Source organism: Dechloromonas denitrificans, assembly GCF_020510665.1.
GTDB classification, from domain to species: Bacteria; Pseudomonadota; Gammaproteobacteria; order Burkholderiales; family Rhodocyclaceae; genus Azonexus; species Azonexus denitrificans_B.
Genome location: NZ_CP075187.1, coordinates 2,560,427 through 2,582,905, shown reverse-complemented (window position 1 = coordinate 2,582,905; position 22,479 = coordinate 2,560,427). Strand labels below are relative to the sequence as shown.

Sequence of the window (22,479 nt, the reverse complement as noted above, 5' to 3'; positions counted from 1 at the left end):
AGGAACGCCATGAACCCGATTGAACAGTTTGAGCAGGAAAAGAAGGAACGTATCGAGAGCTACACCCGCGACCCGGAGTTCAAGGGCTTGTCGCAGGCCTGGATCTCCCAGGCAATGCGCAAATACTGGGTGTACAACTTCACCTGGATGGGCCGTCCGATCATCCAGAATCCGGTCGACATGATTGCCTTGCAGGAAATCGTCTGGAACGTGAAGCCGGACCTGATCATCGAAACCGGCGTGGCGCACGGCGGTTCGGTGATTTACTCGGCTTCGTTGCTGGAACTGGTCGGCCATGGCGAAGTGATCGGTATCGATATCGACATTCGCGACCACAACCGTCCGTTGATCGAAAAGCACCAGATGGGCAAGCGCCTGAAACTGATCCAGGGCTCCAGCATTGATCCGGCGGTGGTGGCTCAGGTGCACGAGCTGGCCAAGGGCAAGCGCGTTCTGGTCTGCCTCGACTCGAATCACACGCACGAGCATGTGATGGCTGAACTGGCCGCTTATGGCCCGCTGGTTTCGCCGGGCAGCTACTGCATCGTGTTCGATACCATTGTTGAAGACATGCCGCCGGGCTCCTTCCCGAATCGTCCGTGGGAAGTGGGCGATAACCCGAAAACCGCGGTCATGGAATTCCTGGCAACGCATCCGGAGTTTGAAACCGACGCGCATTACGCCGACAAACTGATGACCTCGCTGGTCGGTTGCGGTTATCTACGGCGCAAGGACTGAGTTCGTTACTGCTACGGTCAACCCGAATTCGGCGGCTAAATCGGCGAGCGTCTGCGTTACGCCATAAAGCTCGCCGAGTTCGCGGCAGTACTGCTGAACGGTTGGTTTGCCGCCGCTCAGTTCGGCAATCAGCAAGGCGTAGCGCAAGCTGGTCGCATTTTCCGGGTTGAGCCTGATCGCCTGGTCGATCAGGCTTTTTGCCTGGATCATGTCGCCGACGCCCAGCTTCACACGACCCAGACCGAGCAAGGCGCCAACATGCATCGGTCCGGGAAGGCATGCTTGGCGGCACAAGGCCAGTGCCGCCGAAAAGTCATGTTCGGCGGCGGCCAGATGGCCAAGCGCCTCAAGGAACAGGCCGCGGGTTTCCAGATAGTCACGGCTCGGCGTGATCGGGTGCTGTGCCAGAAAACGTAGCGCCTCGTCGGGGGTTGAGAGATAGAGTGTTCGCGCCACGCGGGCCAGCAAGTCGCTGAACCAATGATTTCTGGTGAGCGCTTCGGGTGGCAATGTCTGGAGTTGTCTGTGCAGATGCCTGGCGGTTTGCTCGGCCAGTTGGGCGTCGGACCAGTAGTTGGCCAGTTCGAGCAATTTGAACCCGGAGTAAAGATCGCCAGGTTGGCGGGCGAGACAGTTTTCGAGAATGCGCCGGTCGCGCTCGCGTTTGTTTTTGCGCTGCATCAGCGAGGGGTGGTAGCCGATATGTTCAACCGGGCTGCCCAGGTGCCGAGTGCTCAGATTTCGCTCGGCCAGCATCGTCGCGACCGGGCCGGCGATACTTTCGTGAATGGCATGCTCGAAACGAATGTCTCCGTCGCGCCTGAACATGCGCAGCAGGCGCTGTTCCTCGACCTTGCCTTGCTCGCGAAGGTTCTGGATGAGTAGCGTGGCTGCTCCGGCTTGAGCGTCGTGCTCCAGCGCCCGGATTTCATCGATCAGTGCAGGAGCCGGGTATTCGTCGGCATCAAGGTAAATGATCCAATCGCCGGTCGCCAAGGCCAGACTGGCATTGCGCGCCGCCGAAAAATCGTCGATCCAGGGGAAATCGATGATTTTTGCACCGGCCTGTTGCAGGATTTCACGTGTTTCATCGCACGACCCGGTGTCGGCCACGCAGAGCTCGTCCCATAAACCGTCGGTGCCGGCGAGGAAGCGCGGAAGCTGCCTGGCTTCGTCGCGAACAATCATGCAGAGCGAGATCATGACCGGTGCCGGGGTATTGGCCGGTTTACACGCTGATGACCCGGTTCTTCCCGGATTTCTTGGCTTCGTACATTGCTTCGTCGGCTCGCTTGATAACGCTGGTCTGGTCGTCATCTGGCTTCATCTGGGTGACGCCGGCGCTGAAGGTGATCAGGACCTTTTCGTTGTCGTGCATGAAAAACTTGCGCGTCAGTTCGCGCTGCAGGCGTGCCAGTGCGTTGGCGGCATCATCCAGCGGTGTTTCCGGCAAGAGGATGATGAACTCCTCGCCGCCGTAGCGGGCAACGGTGTCTTGCGGGCGCAGGGTTTCGCGGCAGACTCGGGCCAGGTGCACCAGTGCCTCGTCACCCGCGCTGTGACCGAGGGAGTCGTTGAGCTTCTTGAAATTGTCGATATCGAGCAGGCCGACGCACAACAAGGTGTCATGGCGCGTTGCTCGGGCAACTTCCTTGTCGAACATTTCCTCCAGCCCGCGCCGGTTGAGTACCCCGGTCAACTGGTCGTAGCGAACCAAATTGCTGGTCGAGGCCAGTTCATTTTCCAGTTCCTTGATGCGCGCTTCCGATTCCTTGACCTTGGCCTGGGTCGACCGCAGCTCGTCGCGTGAATTGCGTGCAGTGCGCTGGATGACCTGGGTTTCGCGCATGACTTCGCCGAGCACGGTGCCCAGTTCGGAAATGTCCTTGGCCGAACTGATCCGTTCGGCACAGCCTTCGATCTTGTCGTGATAGTCGGAGGTCGCATCGGCAAAATCGGCCAGTTGGTCGACGAAACCGGCGAGCATTTTCTGCAGCGAGGATTTGGCTTCCTGCAGGCTGAATTTGAGCTGGCTTTGCTTGTAGATGACTTCTTTCAGGCGCCGCTCGGCATCGTCGAGCGTGCGCTGCGACAGGGGCTGGCCAATGATGTCGCGAACGACTTCGATTTGGCCGTGCAGCCAGTGGTCGTCAAGAACCAGTTCGGTGACGTTTTCGACGAGAAGGCGCAGCAGGCTGAGCAGGCTGCGCCGCAGTTCTGCCTGATCTTCGGCGAGCAATTCCAGCTTGAAGGCGAAGCGCTTGAGGCGGGTCAGGAATTCGCGCAGTTGCTCCGGCGTTGCGGCGCTGCGGATGTCGCCGGCCAGTATCTTGGCATCGCTGGAGAGCGGCGGCGACTCAAGAAGCTGGGTGGCAATTGCCGTTTCCAGTGTGAAGGCAAACAACTCCCGCAATTCAGGCAGCAAATCGTTGGCCTTGCCCGGTGAAAGAGCCGCCGCAGCAACAGGTGCTCCAGAGGGGGCAGCCAAGGCCGGCACATCGGCTTCCTCCCCTCGTTCATTCTCCTTGCCTTCGCCCCAGGACTTCATCAAGCCCTGCAGGCGATTGAACAGGGTTTCCGGATTGGCGCCGGCGCCGGCCAGCACATGTTCCAGTGCTTCACGCTTGCGGGCCGTGGTCAATCCGATGTGCTTGGCATCCCATTGACCGATCAGGTCGCCGATCAGCTGCGCCCAGGAAAGCTTCTGCATTTCAGTCAGGTTGGCGACGAAATCACCAAGACTGCTGCGGAAATCATCCCAGTTTTCTTTTTTGACGGCCTCATCCAGTTGCCGGGCCAGTCGCAGTTGATCCGGCGATGATTTTGGCAGTGCTGCTGCGAGCGTGCGTAACTGCTTTTCAGGAAAAGGCGCACCAACAGGTTTGGTGCCGCTGATTTCGTGATAAATCGTCAGGTAGTTGTCCGGCGTTGGCGGCGTACGGCGTGTCGCCAGCAAACGCAGTGTTTCTCGGGCGATTTCAAAGGGATTGGTCAGCGTAGACATGTCGAATCTTGTTTAACAGGCTATAATCCGGCCCCATTGCTTTGGGCCCCCGTAGCATGAAGGTCGTGCAGTTGATTTGTAATCATCAGGTAATGGTTCGATTCCGTTCGGGGGCACCAGTAAAATCAAACAGTTAGGCCATTCTTCGGAGTGGCCTTTTTGTTGTCGCAGGTTTTTCTGTGCTGCATGATGATAACCGGCGCGGCGAGCCTCGAAAATGCAATTTACACGAGCTTGCAATTGGGCGGCTTGGGGCGTTCTGGGCTGTCTGATTGTTGAGGAAGATATGATTCAGGGCATGGAAGATTGGACTGTGCAGCTTTCGGCGGTTATCTATCGCTGGGCGGGATACGTCTCGCTGAATCTGCTCGATGACCCCGCCCTGCTGGCTCTGGCTTTTTGCTGATATCGCAAGGTGCCTCGGCTGTCTTACTGTTTTTCCTGGCTCAAGAATCCGAGGCGCTGAGAGAGTCCCTGGCTTGCTTTCAGCATGGCGCTGGCAACCGGGCTGTCCCATTCGACATTGAATTCTCCAACCGGGCCGAGCGAGGTAATTGCCGCAACCATTTGGCCTGAGTGGTCATACACCGGGGCGCTGAAGCCATTGATCCCAGGGGTGAGGCTGCCGGTGGCGCGTGAAATACCTTTTTCGCGAATTTCGGTCAGGTTCTTTTCAAGTTGGCGGCGCAGCGTGGTGATTGCCACTTTGCTTGTTCCTGAGGCCTCATCGAGTTCCTTGTCGAGGAATTTCTTGAGGTAGGGGGAGCGATGGAAGGCGGCAAAAGCACGTCCGGTGGCCGAGTTGTAGAGCGGCAGCACCGTGCCGGCTCGCAGGGTGACGGTCACCGGCCCGCCGGCATCGGCGATGCGCACGATGGTTGCACCATGCGTGCCCCACACGGCAAGTGCGACAGTTTCCTGGACGGTTTCGCACAACTCTTCCAGGAACGGAACAGCGAGGCGTACCGGGTCCAGTCGTCCGAGGCCCGAGAGGCCCAGTTCCAGCGCGTAGGCACCCAGATCGTAACGTCCGCTGCCGCTGTCCTGTTCGACCAGTCCGATGCGCATGAAACTGACCATGTAGCGGTGGGCTTTGGCCGCAGGCATGCCGGCCCCTTTGGCGATGTCGCGCAACATCATCGGGCGATTGTTTGCCGCGATCACGTGCAGCAGGCGAAAACCAACCTCGATTGACTGAATTCCCTGCCGGTCGCTGGCGACTTTGGTGACCATGATTAAGCCTTGATCCTGAAAACCTCTATTCTATGCATGTAGGCCCGGCTTGCGGTGACGAATATAATATTGGGGAAAATAGAATAGTCCGGGAGGCTTCGATGCGAGCAGTGTTGGTGGCAAACCCCAAGGGGGGGGCAGGTAAAACGACGTTGGCGACAAATTTGTCGGGCGCGTTTGCCAACCAGAATAAAACGGTAACGCTGTGCGATCTGGATCGCCAGCAGTCGTCATTGCGCTGGATGGCGTTTCGCGACCCGGCATTGCCGCAGGTGACCGGTTATTTTGGCGGTGGGCAGATTGTGCTCAATTTGCCGAAGGAGTCGGATTGGGTGGTGCTTGATGCGCCAGCCGGACTGCAGGGATACAAGCTGTCAGATTACCTGCGGGTGGTCGATAAGGTCATCGTTCCGCTGGTTCCATCTGTCTTCGACATGGCAGCGACGGAAGATTTTCTCAACTCGATTCGCAACGAGATGCGTGGCCGCCGTCAGAGCATCGGCATTGTTGCCATGCGGGTTGATCCTCGGACCAAGGCGGCCGGGATGCTTGAGGAGTATATGAAGCACTTTGATATTCCCATTCTTGGTTACCTCCGCAATACGCAGAACTATGTCAATGTTGCTTCGCAAGGCATGACTGTTTTTGATCCGCCGCGTGCCAAACACAAGCGAGATGTGGCACAGTGGGAGCCTCTGCTGGAGTGGCTGCAAGCCTGACCACAGATTGAAAACGGGCGAATCGACATTTTTTCGATAAGTCCCTAAAGTTTTAAAAAGAACAGCCGTTGACCCATCTAGGGTGCGGCTGTTTTTTATTTTTGGGCAGTCGCCGTGTAGTTCCCACCGTTTTCAGCAGAATATTCCCAAGGGGAAGCATCATGGCCTCAATCGTCATCGGCATGACCACCGCGCAAATTGCTGCGCTGACCACTACGCAAATTGTGTCTTTGGGATCTGCGGATTACATCGCACTCTCCACTGCGCAACTTGCGGCGCTGACGACTGAGCAAATCCAGGCGATTGAAACCCGTGACCTGGCTGCCTTGACGACGGATCAGGTTTCGCTGGGACTGACGACCGAGCAAATTGCTGCGCTGACCACGACGCAAGCCCAGAATCTGGCGACCCGCCAGTTGGCCGCCTTGACCACGACCCAGCTTGCGGCCATGGAAACTGCCGATTTTGCTGTGCTGAAAACATCGCAGCTTGCCGCGCTGACGACCAACCAGATAGCCAAGGGGCTGACCACCGAGCAAATGGTCGCGCTGACCACGGAGCAAGCAGCGGGTTTGGGCAATGCCCAGTTGGCGGCGTTATCGACCGATAACCTGGCTGCCATGCAGACAGAAGATGTGGCGGCATTGAAAACGACACAAATTTCTGCGTTGACCACGACACAGATCAAGACCGGCCTGACGACGGAACAGTTGGTGGCGATGGGTACGGCCCAGATCGCTGCGCTGACCACGGCTCAGGTGGCACAAGGCCTGACGACGGACCAGATTGCAGCACTGACGACCAGTCAGGCTTCCAGTCTGACGACCAATCAGGTCATTGCGCTGACGACGACTCAGGTTGCTGCCATCGAATCGGCTGACATTGCTGCGCTGAAGACAGCCCAGATTGCCGCTCTGACAACAGATCAGGTGGCCAAAGGTTTGACGACCGAGCAGGTTGTAGCCCTGACGACCGATCAGGCTTCCAGCCTCAAGACGGCCCAGATTGCTGCGCTGACGACCGATAACGTGGCTGCTCTGCAGACCGAGGATGTGGCTGCGCTGAAAACGGCTCAGATTGCCGCGTTGACCACGACACAGATCAAGACCGGCCTGACCACCGATCAGTTGATCGGAATGGGCACTGCACAAGTGGCTGCGCTGACGACTGCCCAGGTCGCACAGGGGCTGACGACGGACCAGATCGCCGCATTGACGACCAGCCAGGCTTCCAGTTTGACGACCAATCAGGTCGTTGCGCTGACGACGACGCAAGTCGCCGCGATCGAGTCGACCGATATTGCCGCGTTGAAAACCGCTCAGGTGGCAGCCTTGACGACCGATCAGGTGGCCAAGGGGCTGACCACCGAGCAAGTCGTGGCGCTGACGACCGATCAGGCTTCCAGCCTCAAGACGGCCCAGATTGCTGCGCTGACGACCGATAACGTGGCTGCTCTGCAGACCGAGGATGTGGCTGCGCTGAAAACGGCTCAGATTGCCGCGTTGACCACGACACAAGTCAAATCCGGTTTGACGACCGATCAGGTTGTCGCATTGGGGACTGCCCAGGTGGCCGCGCTGACCACGGCCCAGGTGTCGCAAGGTCTGACGACAGATCAGATTGCTGCACTGACGACCAATCAGGCTTCCAGCCTGACGACCAATCAGGTCGTTGCATTGACGACGACGCAGGTTGCGGCGATTCAGACGGAAGATCTGGCGGCAATGAAAACTGCCCAGGTCGCTGCGCTGACGACGGCGCAAGTGGCGCAGGGGCTGACGACCGAGCAGGTTGTCGCCTTGACGACCGACCAGGCATCGAATCTCAAGACGGCTCAGATTGCAGCCCTGACAACAGACAATCTCGCCGCGCTGCAAACCGAAGATGTTGCCGCGCTGAAAACGACTCAGGTCGCCGCGTTGACCACGACGCAGGTCAAGACCGGCCTGACCACCGATCAGTTGGTGGCGATGGGTACGGCCCAGGTTGCCGCATTCACGACTAACCAGATTTCTCTCGGGTTGACCACCGACCAGGTGGCTGCGTTGACGACGAATCAGGCTTCGAACCTGACGACGAACCAGATTGCCGCGCTGACCACGACGCAAGTCGCCGCGATCGAAACCCAGGATTTCACCGCCCTGAAGACGGCACAAGTTGCTGCCTTGACGACCAGCCAGGTGGCTCAGGGTTTGACGACCGAGCAGGTGGTTGCGCTAACCACGGATCAGGCTTCCAATCTCAAGACGACCCAGGTTGCCGCCTTGTCGACTAACAATGTGGCTGCGCTGCAGACGGAAGACCTGGCCGCACTGAAGACAACGCAGGTTGCCGCGCTGACGACGGCCCAGTTGCAATCCGGCCTGACGACTGATCAGTTGGTTGCGATGGGCACGGCCCAGGTGGCTGCGCTGACGACCAATCAGGTCTCGCTGGGTCTGACGACCGATCATGTCGCAGCACTGACGACCGAGCAGGCGGCCAATCTGACCACCCGTCAGGTCGCTGCCCTGACGACCTCCCAGGTTGCCGCAGTCCAGACTCAGGATCTGGTGGCGCTGAATACGACGCAGGTTGCCTCGCTGACAACTGCTCAGGTTGCCCAGGGGTTGACGACCGACCAGGTCGTGGCACTGACGACCGACCAGATCACCAATCTCAAGACGGCGCAGATTGCCGCGCTGACGACAACGCAGGTTGCTGCGATCGAAACCGGCGACGTGGCTGTACTCAAGACGACGCAAGTTCAGGCGCTGACCACCGGCCAGGTATCCCAAGGTCTGACGACTGATCAACTGGTTGCCTTGACGACGACTCAGGCCGCCAATCTGGCGACGACCCAGGGTGTGGTTCTGACGACTACCCAGTTGAACTCCCTGGAAACCGAAGATGTGGCTGCCCTGCGTACCGCGCAGATTGCGGCCATGACCACAAGCCAGATTGCCCAGGGGTTGAATACCGCCCAGATTGCCGGTCTGACGACCGCCCAGATTCAGGCGCTGACGACTGCCCAGGCTGTCGTACTGACCACGGAGCAGTTGGCTGCAATGGAAACGGCCGACGTCGCTTCCCTCAAGACCGCGGTTCTGTCTGCACTGTTGACCAGCCAGATTGCCCAAGGCCTGACCTCTGCACAGGTCGCGGCTTTGACCACTGCCCAGGTTGCCTCGCTGACCACCGATCAGGTGGCCAAGGGGCTGACGACTGACCAGATCGTCGCGCTTGGCACGGAGCAGTTCGCCGCAATGCGGACACAGCAATTGGTCGCACTGACCACCACTCAAGTAGCCAGTATTGAAACGGCCGATCTTGCCGCGCTCAAGACGGCCCAGATCGCCGCATTGGAAACTAACCAGATTGCCAAGGGCCTCTCGACCGATCAGTTTGTCGCGCTGACCACCAACCAGGTGGCTGCCTTTACCACCGCACAGTTGAGCGCTGGTTGGACGACCGATCAGGTCGCCGCCTTGACGACTGATCAGGCTGCCGCTCTGGCGACACGCCAGGTGGCTGCACTGACGACGACTCAGGTTGCTGCCATCCAGACCGAAGATCTGGCGGCAATGAGCACGGCCCAGGTTGCTGCACTGACGACGGCTCAGGTGGCCCAGGGTTTGACCACCGACCAGGTCGTTGCCCTGACGACGGCTCAGGCGGCCGGCCTGAGCGCCGCCCAGGTTGCGGCATTGACGACGGCTCAGGTGGCCGCGATCCAGACGGCCGATCTGCAGGCTTTGCGCACCGCGCAAGTGGTTGCCCTGAGAACGGCCCAGATCGTCGCACTGACGACCGAGCAGGCTGAGGCACTAACGACGGCTCAGGTGAGCAGCCTGACGTCGGCTCAAGTCATGGCCTTGCAGACCGAGGATGTGGCTGCGCTGCAGACGGAAGATGTGGCTGCGCTGAAGACGGCGCAAGTCGCAGTGTTCACCACGGCACAGGTCGCAGCCTTGACCACGGCTCAGATCCAGTCCCTGCTGACCACTCAGGTTGCTGCGCTGACCACGGCACAAGTTGCCCAAGGTTTGAGTACCGATCAGGTTGCCGCACTGACCACAACCCAGGCTCGTTTTGGCTTGACTACGGCTCAGGTTGCCGCCCTGACGACAACTCAGGTCGCCGCGATGGAAACCGAAGATGTGGCCAGCCTGGCGACTGGCCGGGTGGCTGCATTCACGACGACCCAGATTGCCAGTGGCTTGACGACTGACCAGATCGCAGCGTTGGGCACGGCTCAGGTCGCCTCGCTGACAACCAACCAGATTTCAAAGGGCTTGACCACCGACCAGGTGGTGGCATTCAGCACGACCCAGATCACGGCTTTCTCTACGCAGCAACTCGCTGCCTTGACGACCAGTGGCGTGCAGGCGATCCAGACTGAAGATCTGGCTGCTCTGAAGACCGAACAGCTGATCGGTCTGACGACCAATCAGGTCTCGCTGGGTCTGACGACCGAACAGATCGTTGCGCTGACGACCAATCAGGCATCCAGCCTGACCTCGGCACAGATTGGCGCCCTGACGACGGCGCAGGTTGCTGCCATCGAAACGACCGATCTGCAGGCATTGAAGACGGCTCAGATCGCTGCCTTCAAGACGACGCAGATCGCCGCTTTCACGACCGATCAGATTGTTGCGCTGACCACGGCTCAGATTGTCAGTCTGGCCGGCATCCCGATTGCCGCACTGACGACAGCCCAGATCGCAGCACTGGAAACGGCTGATCTGGTGGTCTTCAAGACTTCGCAGATTCCGGCCTTCACGACCCAGCAAATTGCTCAGGGTCTGACGACGGATCAACTGGCCGCGCTGACCACGGCCCAGATTGCTGCCTTTACCACCGATCAGGTTTCCAAGGGCTTCACGACCGATCAGATGGCGGCACTGACGACGTCGCAGGCTTCCAGCCTGACGTCGGCGCAACTGTCATCTCTGACCACGACGCAGCTTGCCGCGATTGAAACAGCTGATCTGGCTGCCTTGACCACGACGCAGGTCACCGCCTTCCGGACGGCGCAACTGGCTGCCGGCTTGACGACCGAGCAGGTCGTGGCGCTGACCACCGCTCAGACGGCCGCCTTGACGACGACCCAGATCTCCGCACTGACGACAACGCAGGTCGCTGCGATTGAAACCAATGATTTCGCGGCTTTGACCACGTCCCAGATCGGATCGCTGACCACTTCGCAATTGTCGAAGGGCATGACCACCGAGCAACTGGTGGCGATGAAGACAACTCAACTGGTCGCGCTCAAAACCGCCCAGATTGCTGCTGGCCTGACGACCGATCAGGTTGCGGCACTGACCACGACACAGGCAGCGAACCTGCTTACGGCTCAAATCGGTGCGCTGACGACAAGCAATATCCAGGCGTTGGAAACGGCCGATCTGGCAGCGTTGACCACGACACAACTGGGTGGCCTGACGACTTCGCAAGCGGCCAGCCTGACGACCGAGCAGGTTGTTGCACTGACGACCGATCAGGCGGCAGCCTTGAGGACGGCCCAGATCGCCGCGCTGACGACGACCCAGGTTGCGGCGATCGAAACGGCTGATATTGCTTCCCTGACGACGGCCCAGATCGGTTCGCTGACGACGGATCAAATCGCCAAGGGTTTGACCACCGACCAGGTTGTGGCCCTCAAAACCAGCCAGTTGATCGCGCTGAAGACGGCGCAGATTGCGTCCGGCCTGACGACCGATCAGGTTGCCGCCTTGACCACGACGCAGGCGGCAAGCCTGCTGACGGCCCAGATTGCTGCCTTGACGACGAGCAATCTTCAAGCGCTGGAGACCGCTGACCTGGCCGCGATGACCACAGCTCAGCTGACCGGTCTGACGACAGCCCAGGCCGCCAGCCTGACGACGGAACAAGTCGCTGCGCTGACGACGGAACAAGCCGCTTCGCTGAAGACGGCCCAGTTGTCTGCCTTGACCACGACGCAAGTCGCCGCCATCGAAACGGCTGATCTGGCCGCGCTGACGACGGCCCAGATTGGCTCGCTGACGACGGATCAGGTGGCCAAGGGTCTGACCACGGAGCAGCTTGCTGCGCTGACGACCGCTCAGGCGGGGGCCTTGAAGACGGCGCAGATTGCCGCGCTGACGACGACGCAGGTCGCTGCCATTGAAACGGCGGATATCGCTGCGTTGACGACGGCGCAAGTCGCCGCGCTGACGACGGCGCAAGTCGCCAGTGGTTTGACGACCGATCAGATTGTTGCCCTGACGACCAGTTTGGTTGGTGCCTTTACAACAGCCCAGATGGTGGTCTTGACGACTGATCAAGTGGCGGCCTTCCAGACGGCAGATGTTGCCGCCTTGAAGACGACCCAGGTTGCTGCCTTGACGACCAGTCAGGTTGCACTGGGACTGACCTCAGCTCAGGTTGCTGCCTTGACGACCCTGCAGGTGGGTAGTCTGACGACTTCGCAGGCGGCCAGCCTGACGACCGAGCAGGTCGTTGCGCTGACCACCGAGCAGGCGGCTGCACTGAAAACGGCCCAAATCGCTGCACTGACCACGATGCAGGTTGCGGCGATTGAAACGGCGGATATTGCAGCGCTGACGACGGCCCAGATCGGTGCTTTGACCACTTCGCAGATTTCGAAGGGGGTCACGACGGAGCAGATCGTTGCCCTGAAGACCAGCCAGATCGTTGCCCTGAAGACCGATCAAGTCGCCGCAGGTTTGACCACCGATCAGGTGGCTGCCTTGACCACGGCGCAGGCTTCCATCCTTCTGACCGCCCAGATTGCCGCATTGAGTACAAGCAATGTCCAGGCATTGGAAACGGCCGATCTGGTCGCGTTGACCACGACACAGCTGGGTGGCTTGACGACTTCGCAAGCTGCCAGCCTGACGACCGATCAGGTTGTCGCACTGACGACCGATCAGGCGGCAGCCTTGAAGACGACGCAGATTGCCGCGCTGACGACCACCCAGGTTGCCGCCATCGAAACGGCTGATATTGCTTCCCTGACGACGGCCCAGATTGGCGCGCTGACGACGGATCAGGTCGCCAAGGGTTTGACCACCGACCAGATTGTGGCCCTCAAAACCAGCCAGTTGATCGCGCTGAAGACGGCGCAGATTGCGTCTGGTCTGACGACCGATCAGGTTGCCGCCTTGACCACGACGCAAGCCGCAAGCCTGCTGACGGCCCAGATTGCCGCATTGAGCACAAGCAATATCCGGGCACTGGAAACCGCTGACCTGGCCGCGATGACCACAGCTCAGCTGACTGGTCTGACGACCGCCCAGGCCGCCAGCCTGACGACGGAACAAGTCGCTGCGCTGACGACGGAGCAAGCCGCTTCGTTGAAGACGGCCCAGTTGTCTGCACTGACCACGACGCAAGTCGCCGCCATCGAAACGGCTGATCTGGCCGCGCTGACGACGGCCCAGATTGGCTCGCTGACGACGGATCAGGTGGCCAAGGGCCTGACCACGGAGCAGGTCGCTGCGCTGACGACGGCTCAGGCGGGGGCGCTGAAGACGGCGCAGATTGCTGCGCTGACGACGACGCAGGTCGCTGCCATTGAAACGGCGGATATCGCCGCCTTGATTACGGCACAAATCGCTGCGCTGACGACCAATCAGGTGGCCAAGGGTCTGACCACAGAGCAGATCGTGGCGCTGACGACGACGCTGGTCGGCGGTTTCACGACCGATCAGATCGTTGCGCTGACGACTGATCAGGTGGCGGCCTTCCAGACGGCAGATGTTGCCGCCTTGAAGACGACCCAGGTTGCTGCCTTGACCACAACGCAAGTGTCGACCGGTTTGACGACCGATCAGATCGTTGCCCTGACGACCTCACAGCTCGTTGCACTGACCACGTCCCAGGCGGCCAGCCTGAATACGGATCAGATCGTTGCCCTGACGACAACACAGGCTGCTGCGCTCAAGACCACCCAGCTTGCAGCGCTCACCACGGCACAAGTTGCTGCGCTTCAGACAGCCGATGTGGCTGCGCTGATCACGGCGCAGGTCGCCGCGCTGACTACCGCTCAGGTTGCTGCCGGATTGACGACGGAGCAGGTCGTGGCACTCGGTTCAACCCAGGTGCTGGCGCTGACCACCGCACAATTGGTGGCGCTGACGACCGACAATCTGCTGGCACTCGAGACTGCCGATCTGGCCGTGTTGAAGACGACGCAACTGGCTGCGCTGACGACAACGCAGGTTGCCCAGGGCTTGACCACCAATCAGGTTGTCGCCTTGACGACCGATCAGATGCGCAACCTGACAACCTCGCAAGTCGCTGCATTTACCACTGAGCAAATTGCGGCAATCGAAACAGCTGATTTCGCGGCCTTCAAAACGACGCAGATTGCTGCGCTGACCACGACGCAGATTTCGGCTGGCTTGACGACGTCCCAACTGGATGCCTTGAGTACGACACAGGTCGAAAGCTTTACCTCGACTCAGGTTGCCTCCTTTACGACCGATCAGATTCGCGCCCTCCAGCTTGGTACGCCACTGGTGCTCGACCTTGACGGTGACGGCATCGAAACGCAGAGCATCCGCAACGGTGTCCAGTTCGACATCTACGGTACGGGCGAGAAGGTCCAGACCGGCTGGGTGAGCGGCGGCGACGGCCTGCTGGTGCTGGATCGCAACGGTGACGGCAGCATCAATGGCGGTGGCGAACTGTTCGGCGAAGCGACGATCCTGTCGAACGGCCAGAAGGCCAAGACCGGCTACGAAGCACTGGCCGATCTGGACAGCAACGCCGACGGCGTGATCAGCCAGGGCGATGCCGCCTTCGATCAGCTACAGGTTTGGGTTGATGGCAACTCGGACGGCATCAGCCAGGCCGGAGAGCTGTTCAAGCTGAAGGATCTGGGCATCACCGAACTGAACCTGCAAGCCACCTCGTCGCCGACCCAGAACAACGGCAACATCGTTGGTCTGAACTCGGCTTACACGACGGCCGATGGTCAGAGCCACGAGATGGCCGACGTCTGGTTCCTGACCGGGAAAGTGAACAATCTGGTCCAGGCGATGTCGACCTACGGCGAGTCGGGCAGCACGAGCAATGCGCAGCCGGTCGATCCGGTCAGCCAGGCGACGGGCAGCAGTGCGACGAGCACGGTGGGTCAGCTGGTCGGTGTACTGAATCAGTACGATCCGAACGGTCAGCCGCTGCTCGGCAATGCCCCGAGTGCAGCGCCGAATCTGGTGCCGCAGCCGCTCGATCCGAACAATCCTGCGGTCAACGGCTTGCTGGCCAACGGAAAGTAAGTTGCAACCGGGCTGAGCGGGAGTTTGCCTGACCAGGCAGTCTCCCGCCGGCTCGTTTCTGAAAACGCTTCAATTTGGCACATTTCGTGCTCATGTAGTCTTCTGGAAACGAGTGCCCTCCGGGCCTATTTATGGCGTCGAGCATTGTCGGTTTGTCACCGGCTCAAATCGCTGCGTTAACTACGCAACAAATCGTGGCATTGACCACGGAGGACATGCTCGCCCTGCGGATTGATCAACTCGCAGCGCTGACGACAGAACAAATACAGGCACTGGAATCGCGGGATCTGGTGCTGATCGCTCCTTCCAAGCTGGCCGCCGGCTTCACACCAACCCAGATTGCAGCGCTGACGACCCGTCAGGTGGCGATTCTCAATCCGGTCCAGATGGCCGGCCTGACGACCGATCAACTGGCTGCGCTGGACCTTGAGGATGTTGCGGTTCTGCGTACTCACCAGTTGGCTGCGCTATCAACCGCGCAATTGACCGAAGGCTTGAGTGCCACCCAGTTCGCCGTGCTGGGCACGTCTCAGCTGATCGGTCTGACGACCCGCCAGATGGCAGCCCTGACGCTTGCCCAGTTGGGAACGCTGAGTACCGATGGAGTGGCTGCGCTGGGTACGGCCCAGATCGCCGCCTTGACGACGGCACAGATTGCCAGCGGACTGAGTGCGGCCCAGATCGCGGCTCTGACTACCTATCAGATTGGCGCCCTGACGACGCGACAGGTAGCGCAGGGCCTGACCACGGATCAGGTTGTCGCCCTGAGTACGGTGCAGGTGCGTTACCTGACACCGGCCCAGATGGCCGTGTTGTCTACCGAAAACATCGCTGCGATGCAGACTGAGGATGTCGCGGCGCTGAAGATGAACCAGATTGCGGCGCTGACTTCTTCCCAGGTGTCGCAAGGCCTGACAACCGAACAGATCGTCGCGCTGACCACCTTGCAGACGGCTAATCTGACCGGCAAGACGCTGGCAGCCTTTACCAATGCCCAATTGTCGGCATTGGAGCCGGAAGATTTCGCCTTGCTCAAAACAGCCCAGATTGCTGCGTTGACCACGGGACAGATCAACGGCGCCTTGAGTACCAGTCAAATATCGGCGCTCAGCACGCAGCAGGTTGCTGCCCTGACGACCAGCCAGGTTTCGCTTGGCCTGAGTACCGAACAAGTCCAGGTCTTGTCGACCGATCAGGTGGCTGCGCTGCGCACGACACAGATTGCCGCGTTGCGGACCGACCAGGTCGCGGCACTCGATACTGAAGACATCGCCGTGCTCAGTTCTTCACAGATGGCGGCACTGACGACGACCCAGGTGACCCAGGGCCTGACGTCGAATCAGATCATTGCCCTGAGTTCGACCCAGGTCGTTGGCTTGACCTCGGCACAGCTGACCTCGCTGGCCACCGAAACGCTGGGTTATCTCGATACCGATGATCTGGTAGCTTTGAAAACATCGCAAATTGCGGCGTTGACCACGACACAGGTGGCGATGGGGCTCAGCACGGCACAGGTGGCTGCGCTGACTACCGCGCAAGTCTCGCAAGGGCTGACCACGGCCCAGATTGCCGTTTTGTCGACGGCAAATATTGCCGCGCTGGAAACGCAGGATGTGGCTGTGTTGCGGACCAACCAGGTTGCCGCATTGACCACGCAGCAATTGAATGCAGGCCTGACCACCGAGCAGATTCAGGCGCTCTCGACATCGCAAGTCGCTGCCTTGAGCACGACCCAGGTTGCTCAGGGCTTGCGGCCGGATCAGGTTGCAGCGCTGACGACGACTCAGGTGCTCAATCTTGCCACGCAACAACTGGCCGCCATGACCACGCAGCAAGTCGGGGCGATCGAGACTGAAGATGTTCTGGTCCTGAAAACCAGCCAGATTGCGGCGTTGACCACGACACAAGTGGCGCAGGGGCTGAATGCCGGTCAAGTCGGGGTGCTCAGCACCAGCCAGGTCGCGCTCGGTTTCAGTACCGCCCAGATCGCGGCGCTCACGCCAGGCAATATCGGCGCCTTGCAGACCGATGCCGTTGCTGCGCTCGGTTCATCGCAGGTCATCGCGTTGACCACGACGCAACTGAAAAACGGTCTGACAACCGACCAGTTGCAGGCCATGACGACGGCCCAGATTGATGTCCTGACCACGCGCCAGGTGTCGCAGGGTTTGACGACGGATCATGTCGTGGCCCTGACGACCGAACAGGCCGCAAGTTTGCGCACGCAGCAGATCGCCGCCCTGACAACCGCCCAGGTCGGTGCGCTGGAAACGGAGGATCTGGCTGTCCTGAAAACAGGCCAGATTGCCGCGTTGACCACGACACAGGTGGCGCAAGGCTTGAGTACCAGCCAGATCGCCGCCTTGACGACCGACCAGGTACAAGGACTGACGACGCGCCAGATTGCTGCCCTGACGACCGATCAGGTGGCTGCGATCGAGACGGAAGACATTCAGGTTTTGCGCACTACTCAAGTTGTCGCCTTGTCTACAACCCAGGTGGCGCAGGGCCTGACGACCGGGCAGATCGTTGCCTTGACGACCGAGCAGGTGGCCGGGCTGGCGACGCAGCAGGGCAGTGCGCTGAGTACCGGGCAATTGCAGGCTTTGCAGACCGAAGATGTCGCCGCACTGAAAACCCAGCAAATTGCCGTGTTGACCACGACGCAGGTGGCACAAGGGCTGACGACCGAGCAGGTTGCCGCCTTGCAAACGACACAGGTTGCGGCGCTGACCACGACGCAGGTCGCCCAGGGGCTGACGACCGATCAGTTCATGGCATTCAACTCGGATCAGTTGCGGGCGCTGACTTCGCGACAACTGGCCGTGTTGTCGACCACCAGCTTGCAAAGCATCGATCCGCTTGTCCTCGCCAGTTTGCGTACCGACCAGGTTGCCGCCTTGACGACAACGCAAGTTGCGTCGGGGCTGACCACCACCCAGGTCGCTGCCCTGACTTCGTTGCAGGTCAGCAATCTGACCTCCGCCCAGATCGGAGCGCTGACGACCAGCCAGGTGCTTGCGCTCGAAACCGAAGATTTCCAGGCTTTGCGGACGGCCCAGATCGTCGCCTTGAAAACGGCGCAAATTGTTGCGTTGACCACGGAACAGGTCGTTGCACTGAGCACCTTGCAGGCCGGCGCATTGACCACGGCACAAATTGCGGCATTGCAGACCGAGGATATTGCCGTCCTTGAGACGGAAGACCTGGCCGTCCTGAAAACCCGTCAGATTGCTGTGCTGGGGAGCAGTCAGGTTGCGGCCTTGACGACCGAGCAAATAGCCAGTCTGAGCAGCACCCAGATCGCCGCCCTGGGTACTGCGCAGGTGCAGTCCGGTTTGACCACCGAGCAGATCGTTGCGCTGACCACGAGCCAGGTACGTTTCGGGTTGACCAGCGCGCAGCTGGCCGCGTTGGGAACCGAGCAGATTGCGGCCATGGAGACTGAGGATTTTGCCAGTCTGGCCACCGGGCGGATTGCCGCACTGAGTACGACTCAAATCAGTCAGGGCGTGACGACCGAGCAGGTCGCGGCATTGACGACAGCGCAAATAGCTTCGCTGACCACGCGCCAGATCAATCAGGGGCTGACCACCGATCAGGTGGTGGCATTGGGCAGCGATCAATTGCTGGCCTTGTCTACCCAGCAATTCGTTGCGTTCACGACGGATCAATTGCAGGCGATCGAAACCGCCGATCTGGCTCAACTCAAAACCGCGCAACTGGTTGCCTTGAGTACGACCCAGATTGCCTTGGGGCTGACGACCGAGCAGATCGCCGGGCTAACGACCTTGCAGGTCGCTGCCTTGCGTACGGCGCAATGGGCGGCGATGGGCACCGCCCAGATCGCGGCACTTGAAACGGAAGATTTGCAGGCCCTCAAGAGCGCCCAGATTGCTGCCTTCAAAACGGCGCAGATCGCTGCGCTGAGTACGGAACAAATCGTCGCACTGGGAACGGCTCAGGTCGGTGGTCTGACATCGGCACAGCTTCTGGCGCTCGGGAGCACGGGGGTTGCCGTATTGCAGACGGAAGACCTGGCGGTGCTCAAGAGCGCGCAAATTGTGGCGCTGGCGACGGATCAGATCGCAGTCTTGTCGAGCGAACAGATTGCCAGCCTGAGCACGGCGCAGATTGCTGCACTGACCACCCGGCAGGTTGCCGAGGGCCTGGGTACGAGCCAGATCGCCGCTCTGACCACCGAACAGGTGCGTGCCGGGCTGACCACGGCGCAGGTCGCGGCCCTGACCACGGCACAAGTCGCCGCGCTGGAAACTGAAGATATCGCCAGTCTGGCCACGACACGGCTGGTCGTGCTGAGCACTTCGCAACTGGCCGAAGGTCTGACAACCAGCCAGCTCGCTGCGCTGGGGACGACCCAGATTGCCGCGCTGACCACCCGTCAGCTTGCCCAGGGCCTGAGAACCGACGTGATCGTTGCGCTCAGTACCGAGCAGGTGGCCAGCCTGACGACGCGGCAGATATCCGCCCTGGCAACCGATCAGCTCCAGGTGCTTGAGACTGAGGATGTCGCTGCGCTCAAAACATCGCAGATCGTTGCCTTGACGAGCCAGCAGCTCAGCCTCGGCTTCGGCACGGCACAGATTGTGGCATTGCAGACCGGGCAGGTTGCCGCCCTGTTGACGACACAACTGGCTGCATTGACGACCGATCAAGTGGTCGCGATCGAAACCGAGGATATCCAGGCACTGAAAACCAGCCAGGTGGTCGGGCTGAAAACCAGTCAGATCGCGGTACTGACGACGGAACAAATCGTTGCTTTGACGACGGCCCAGGTCGCGGCGCTGCAGACGGTTCAGGTGCAGTCTTTCGCGGTCAACCAGGTCGCGGCACTGGAAACGGCTGACCTGCGTGCCCTGGGAAGCAGTCAGATCGCCGCCCTGGGGACCAGCCAGATTGGGCAGGGGCTGAGCACCTTGCAGATTGCTGCGCTGGCCACTTCGCAAGTCGCCGCATTGACGACGAACCAGATCACGCTCGGGCTGACGACAGCCCAGCTGGCTGCATTGGGAACGAGCGGTCTTGCGGCCTGGAATGCCAGCCAGGTCAAGGCGCTGACGACTCAGCAGATTGCCCAGGGCCTGACCACCGAGCAAGTGGCGACCTTGACGACCAGCCAGGCGGTTAATCTCGGCACCGAGCAGTGGCAGGCGTTTACCACGGCCCAGGTGGCCGCACTGAATCCCCACCTGATTCAGGCGCTGACGCCGACCCAGATTGCTCAGGGATTCACGACGCAGCAAATCGCTGCCTTGACCACGACCGAACTGGCTTCGCTGAGTACCAGTCAAATTGCCTTGGGTCTGACGACGGATCATGTCGTGGCACTGACCACCAGCCAGATGGCTGCGTTTACGACCAGCCAGATGGCCGCCTGGGGGACCCAGCAACTGGCTGTGCTGCAAACCGAGGATCTGGCCGCGCTGGCCACCGGGCAAATTGTTGCGCTGGGTACTCAGCAGCTTGCCCAGGGATTGTCCACGGCCCAGATCGTTGCCCTGTCGACCGCACAGGTGACCGCACTGACGACTGCGCAGGTGGCCGCCCTGGGGACGGCGCAGATCGCTGCGATTGAAACCCGTGATTTCGTCGTGATGCGGACATCGCAAGTTGCTGCCCTGGCGACAAACCAGGTGGCGCAGGGCCTGACGACCAGTCAGCTGGGCGTACTGACGACGATGCAAGCGGTTGGCATGACGACCGATCAGTGGAGTGCCTTGACGACAACCCAGGTGGCGGCACTCGATCCGCATCTGATTCCCTATCTTCAGCCGGAACAGATCGCCCTCGGCTTTACCAGCAGCCAGATCGCCGTACTGACAACGGCTGAAATTGCTTCGCTGACCACCGATCAGATTTCGCTTGGCTTGACCACGGCACAGGTGGCCGGCCTGACGACCGCGCAAGTGGCGAGCTTGACGACAAACCAGCTGGCCTCGCTGACGACCACCCAGATCGGCGCAATCGAGACGGTTGATATTGTTGCCTTGCAGACCAGCCAGATCGGGGCGCTGGGCAGCAGCCAGATTGCAGCTTTGTCGACCACCCAGATCAAGGCGCTCGAAACGGTCGATCTGGCAGCCTTCAGCACCAGCCAGGTGACTGCGCTGACGACGACCCAGGTTGCCCAGGGCCTGACGACGGATCAGATTGCCTCGCTGACCACCACGCAGGCCATCGGCATGACGACGGCGCAGTGGGTCGCCCTGACGACCAGCCAGGTTGCCGCGCTCAATCCGCATTTGATTCCCTACCTGTTGCCGGCCCAGATCGCCCTCGGCTTTACAACCAGCCAGATTGCCATGCTGACGACGGCAGAAGTCGCCTCGCTGACCACGGCGCAAGTGGCGCAGGGCCTGACGACATCGCAGGTGGCCGGTTTGACGACGGCGCAGGTGGCCAGCCTGACAACCAACCAGGTGGCCGCTCTGACGACGAGCCAGATTGGCGCCATCGAAACGGTTGATATCGTGGCCTTGCAAACGCGCCAGATCGCTGCATTGACGACGGCGCAAATAGAAGCCTTGTCGACCACGCAGATCCAGGCCATCGAAACGGTCGATATGGCCGCGCTGAAAACCAGCCAGATCATCGCGTTGACCACGACACAGATATCCACCGGCCTGACGACGGATCAGATCGCCGCACTGACGACCACGCAGGTTGAAAGCTTTACCTCGACCCAGATTTCTTCCTTTACGACCGATCAGATTCAGTATCTTGATGTGTCGACCCCGCTGGTGCTCGATCTTGACGGCGACGGTATCGAAACGCAGAGCATCCGCAACGGCGTCCAGTTCGACCTGTACGGCACGGGCGAGAAAGTCCAGACCGGCTGGGTGAGCGGCGGCGACGGCCTGCTGGTGCTGGATCGCAACGGTGACGGCAGCATCAACGGCGGCGGCGAACTGTTCGGCGAAGCGACGATCCTGTCGAACGGCCAGAAGGCCAAGACCGGCTACGAAGCACTGGCCGATCTGGACAGCAACGCCGACGGCGTGATCAGCCAGGGCGATGCCGCCTTCGATCAGCTACAGGTTTGGGTCGATGGCAACTCGGACGGCATCAGCCAGGCTGGCGAGCTGTTCAAGCTGAAGGATCTGGGCATCACCGAACTGAACCTGCAAGCCACCTCGTCGCCGACCCAGAACAACGGCAACATCGTTGGTCTGAACTCGGCTTACACGACGGCCGATGGTCAGAGCCACGAGATGGCCGACGTCTGGTTCCTGACCGGCAAGGTGAACAATCTGGTCCAGGCGATGTCGACCTACGGTGAGTCGGGCGGGACGAGCAATGCGCTGCCGGTCGATCCGGTCAGCCAGGCGACGGGCAGCAGTGCGACGAGCACGGTGGGTCAGCTGGTCGGTGTACTGAATCAGTACGATCCGAACGGTCAGCCGCTGCTCGGCAATGCCCCGAGTGCAGCGCCGAATCTGGTGCCGCAGCCGCTCGATCCGAACAATCCTGCGGTCAACGGCTTGTTGGCCAACGGAAAATAGCAGGGAAAGTGGGC

The 22,479-nt window shown here is 60.4% G+C and carries 7 protein-coding genes and 1 tRNA gene; 5 read left to right on the top strand and 3 right to left on the bottom strand.

All coding sequences use genetic code 11. The features are described from left to right. The first annotated feature begins 9 nt into the window (after positions 1 to 9). A complete protein-coding gene (locus tag KI614_RS12125; RefSeq protein ID WP_226405977.1) occupies positions 10 to 738 on the top strand; it encodes a cephalosporin hydroxylase family protein in 729 nt (242 codons plus the stop codon). On the opposite strand, the gene KI614_RS12120 is transcribed toward KI614_RS12125, so the two are convergent. Both KI614_RS12120 and KI614_RS12115 read right to left on the bottom strand, forming a co-directional pair. Continuing rightward, on the bottom strand, positions 721 to 1,941 hold the full coding sequence (locus KI614_RS12120; protein ID WP_226405976.1) for a glycosyltransferase family 2 protein: 1,221 nt from the start codon (positions 1,939 to 1,941) through the stop codon (positions 721 to 723). The genes KI614_RS12125 and KI614_RS12120 overlap by 18 nt on opposite strands. A gap of 25 nt (positions 1,942 to 1,966) precedes the next feature. After that, positions 1,967 to 3,742: a sensor domain-containing diguanylate cyclase gene (locus KI614_RS12115; RefSeq protein ID WP_226405975.1), complete on the bottom strand. Its 1,776-nt coding sequence runs from the start codon at positions 3,740 to 3,742 to the stop codon at positions 1,967 to 1,969. A 45-nt stretch (positions 3,743 to 3,787) separates the two neighbouring features. On the opposite strand from KI614_RS12115, the gene KI614_RS12110 reads away from it, so the two are divergent. Further along, positions 3,788 to 3,861, top strand: a tRNA-Thr gene (locus KI614_RS12110). Positions 3,862 to 4,171: 310 nt separating this feature from the next. On the opposite strand, the gene KI614_RS12105 is transcribed toward KI614_RS12110, so the two are convergent. Then, entirely contained in the window at positions 4,172 to 4,975 is an 804-nt protein-coding gene (locus tag KI614_RS12105) for an IclR family transcriptional regulator (RefSeq protein ID WP_226405974.1), read from the bottom strand. 101 nt (positions 4,976 to 5,076) lie between these two features. On the opposite strand from KI614_RS12105, the gene KI614_RS12100 reads away from it, so the two are divergent. From KI614_RS12100 to KI614_RS12090, 3 genes are all read left to right on the top strand, one after another. Next, complete coding sequence (locus KI614_RS12100) at positions 5,077 to 5,694, top strand: ParA family protein (RefSeq protein WP_203467268.1); 618 nt, start codon at positions 5,077 to 5,079, stop codon at positions 5,692 to 5,694. A gap of 161 nt (positions 5,695 to 5,855) precedes the next feature. Continuing rightward, positions 5,856 to 14,942 carry a heme utilization protein gene (locus tag KI614_RS12095; protein WP_226405973.1) on the top strand — a complete coding sequence of 3,029 codons (9,087 nt, stop codon included), beginning with the start codon at positions 5,856 to 5,858 and terminating at the stop codon, positions 14,940 to 14,942. 194 nt (positions 14,943 to 15,136) lie between these two features. Continuing rightward, entirely contained in the window at positions 15,137 to 22,465 is a 7,329-nt protein-coding gene (locus KI614_RS12090) for a beta strand repeat-containing protein (RefSeq protein WP_226405972.1), read from the top strand. The last annotated feature ends 14 nt before the right edge of the window (positions 22,466 to 22,479 follow it).

What these genes read in the sequence shown, in the direction of transcription:
- KI614_RS12125 (WP_226405977.1), top strand. Translation starts at nt 10, where the DNA reads ATGAACCCGATTGAACAGTTTGAGCAGGAAAAGAAGGAACGTATCGAG.
- KI614_RS12120 (WP_226405976.1), bottom strand. Translation starts at nt 1,941, where the DNA reads ATGATCTCGCTCTGCATGATTGTTCGCGACGAAGCCAGGCAGCTTCCG.
- KI614_RS12115 (WP_226405975.1), bottom strand. Translation starts at nt 3,742, where the DNA reads ATGTCTACGCTGACCAATCCCTTTGAAATCGCCCGAGAAACACTGCGT.
- KI614_RS12105 (WP_226405974.1), bottom strand. Translation starts at nt 4,975, where the DNA reads ATGGTCACCAAAGTCGCCAGCGACCGGCAGGGAATTCAGTCAATCGAG.
- KI614_RS12100 (WP_203467268.1), top strand. Translation starts at nt 5,077, where the DNA reads ATGCGAGCAGTGTTGGTGGCAAACCCCAAGGGGGGGGCAGGTAAAACG.
- KI614_RS12095 (WP_226405973.1), top strand. Translation starts at nt 5,856, where the DNA reads ATGGCCTCAATCGTCATCGGCATGACCACCGCGCAAATTGCTGCGCTG.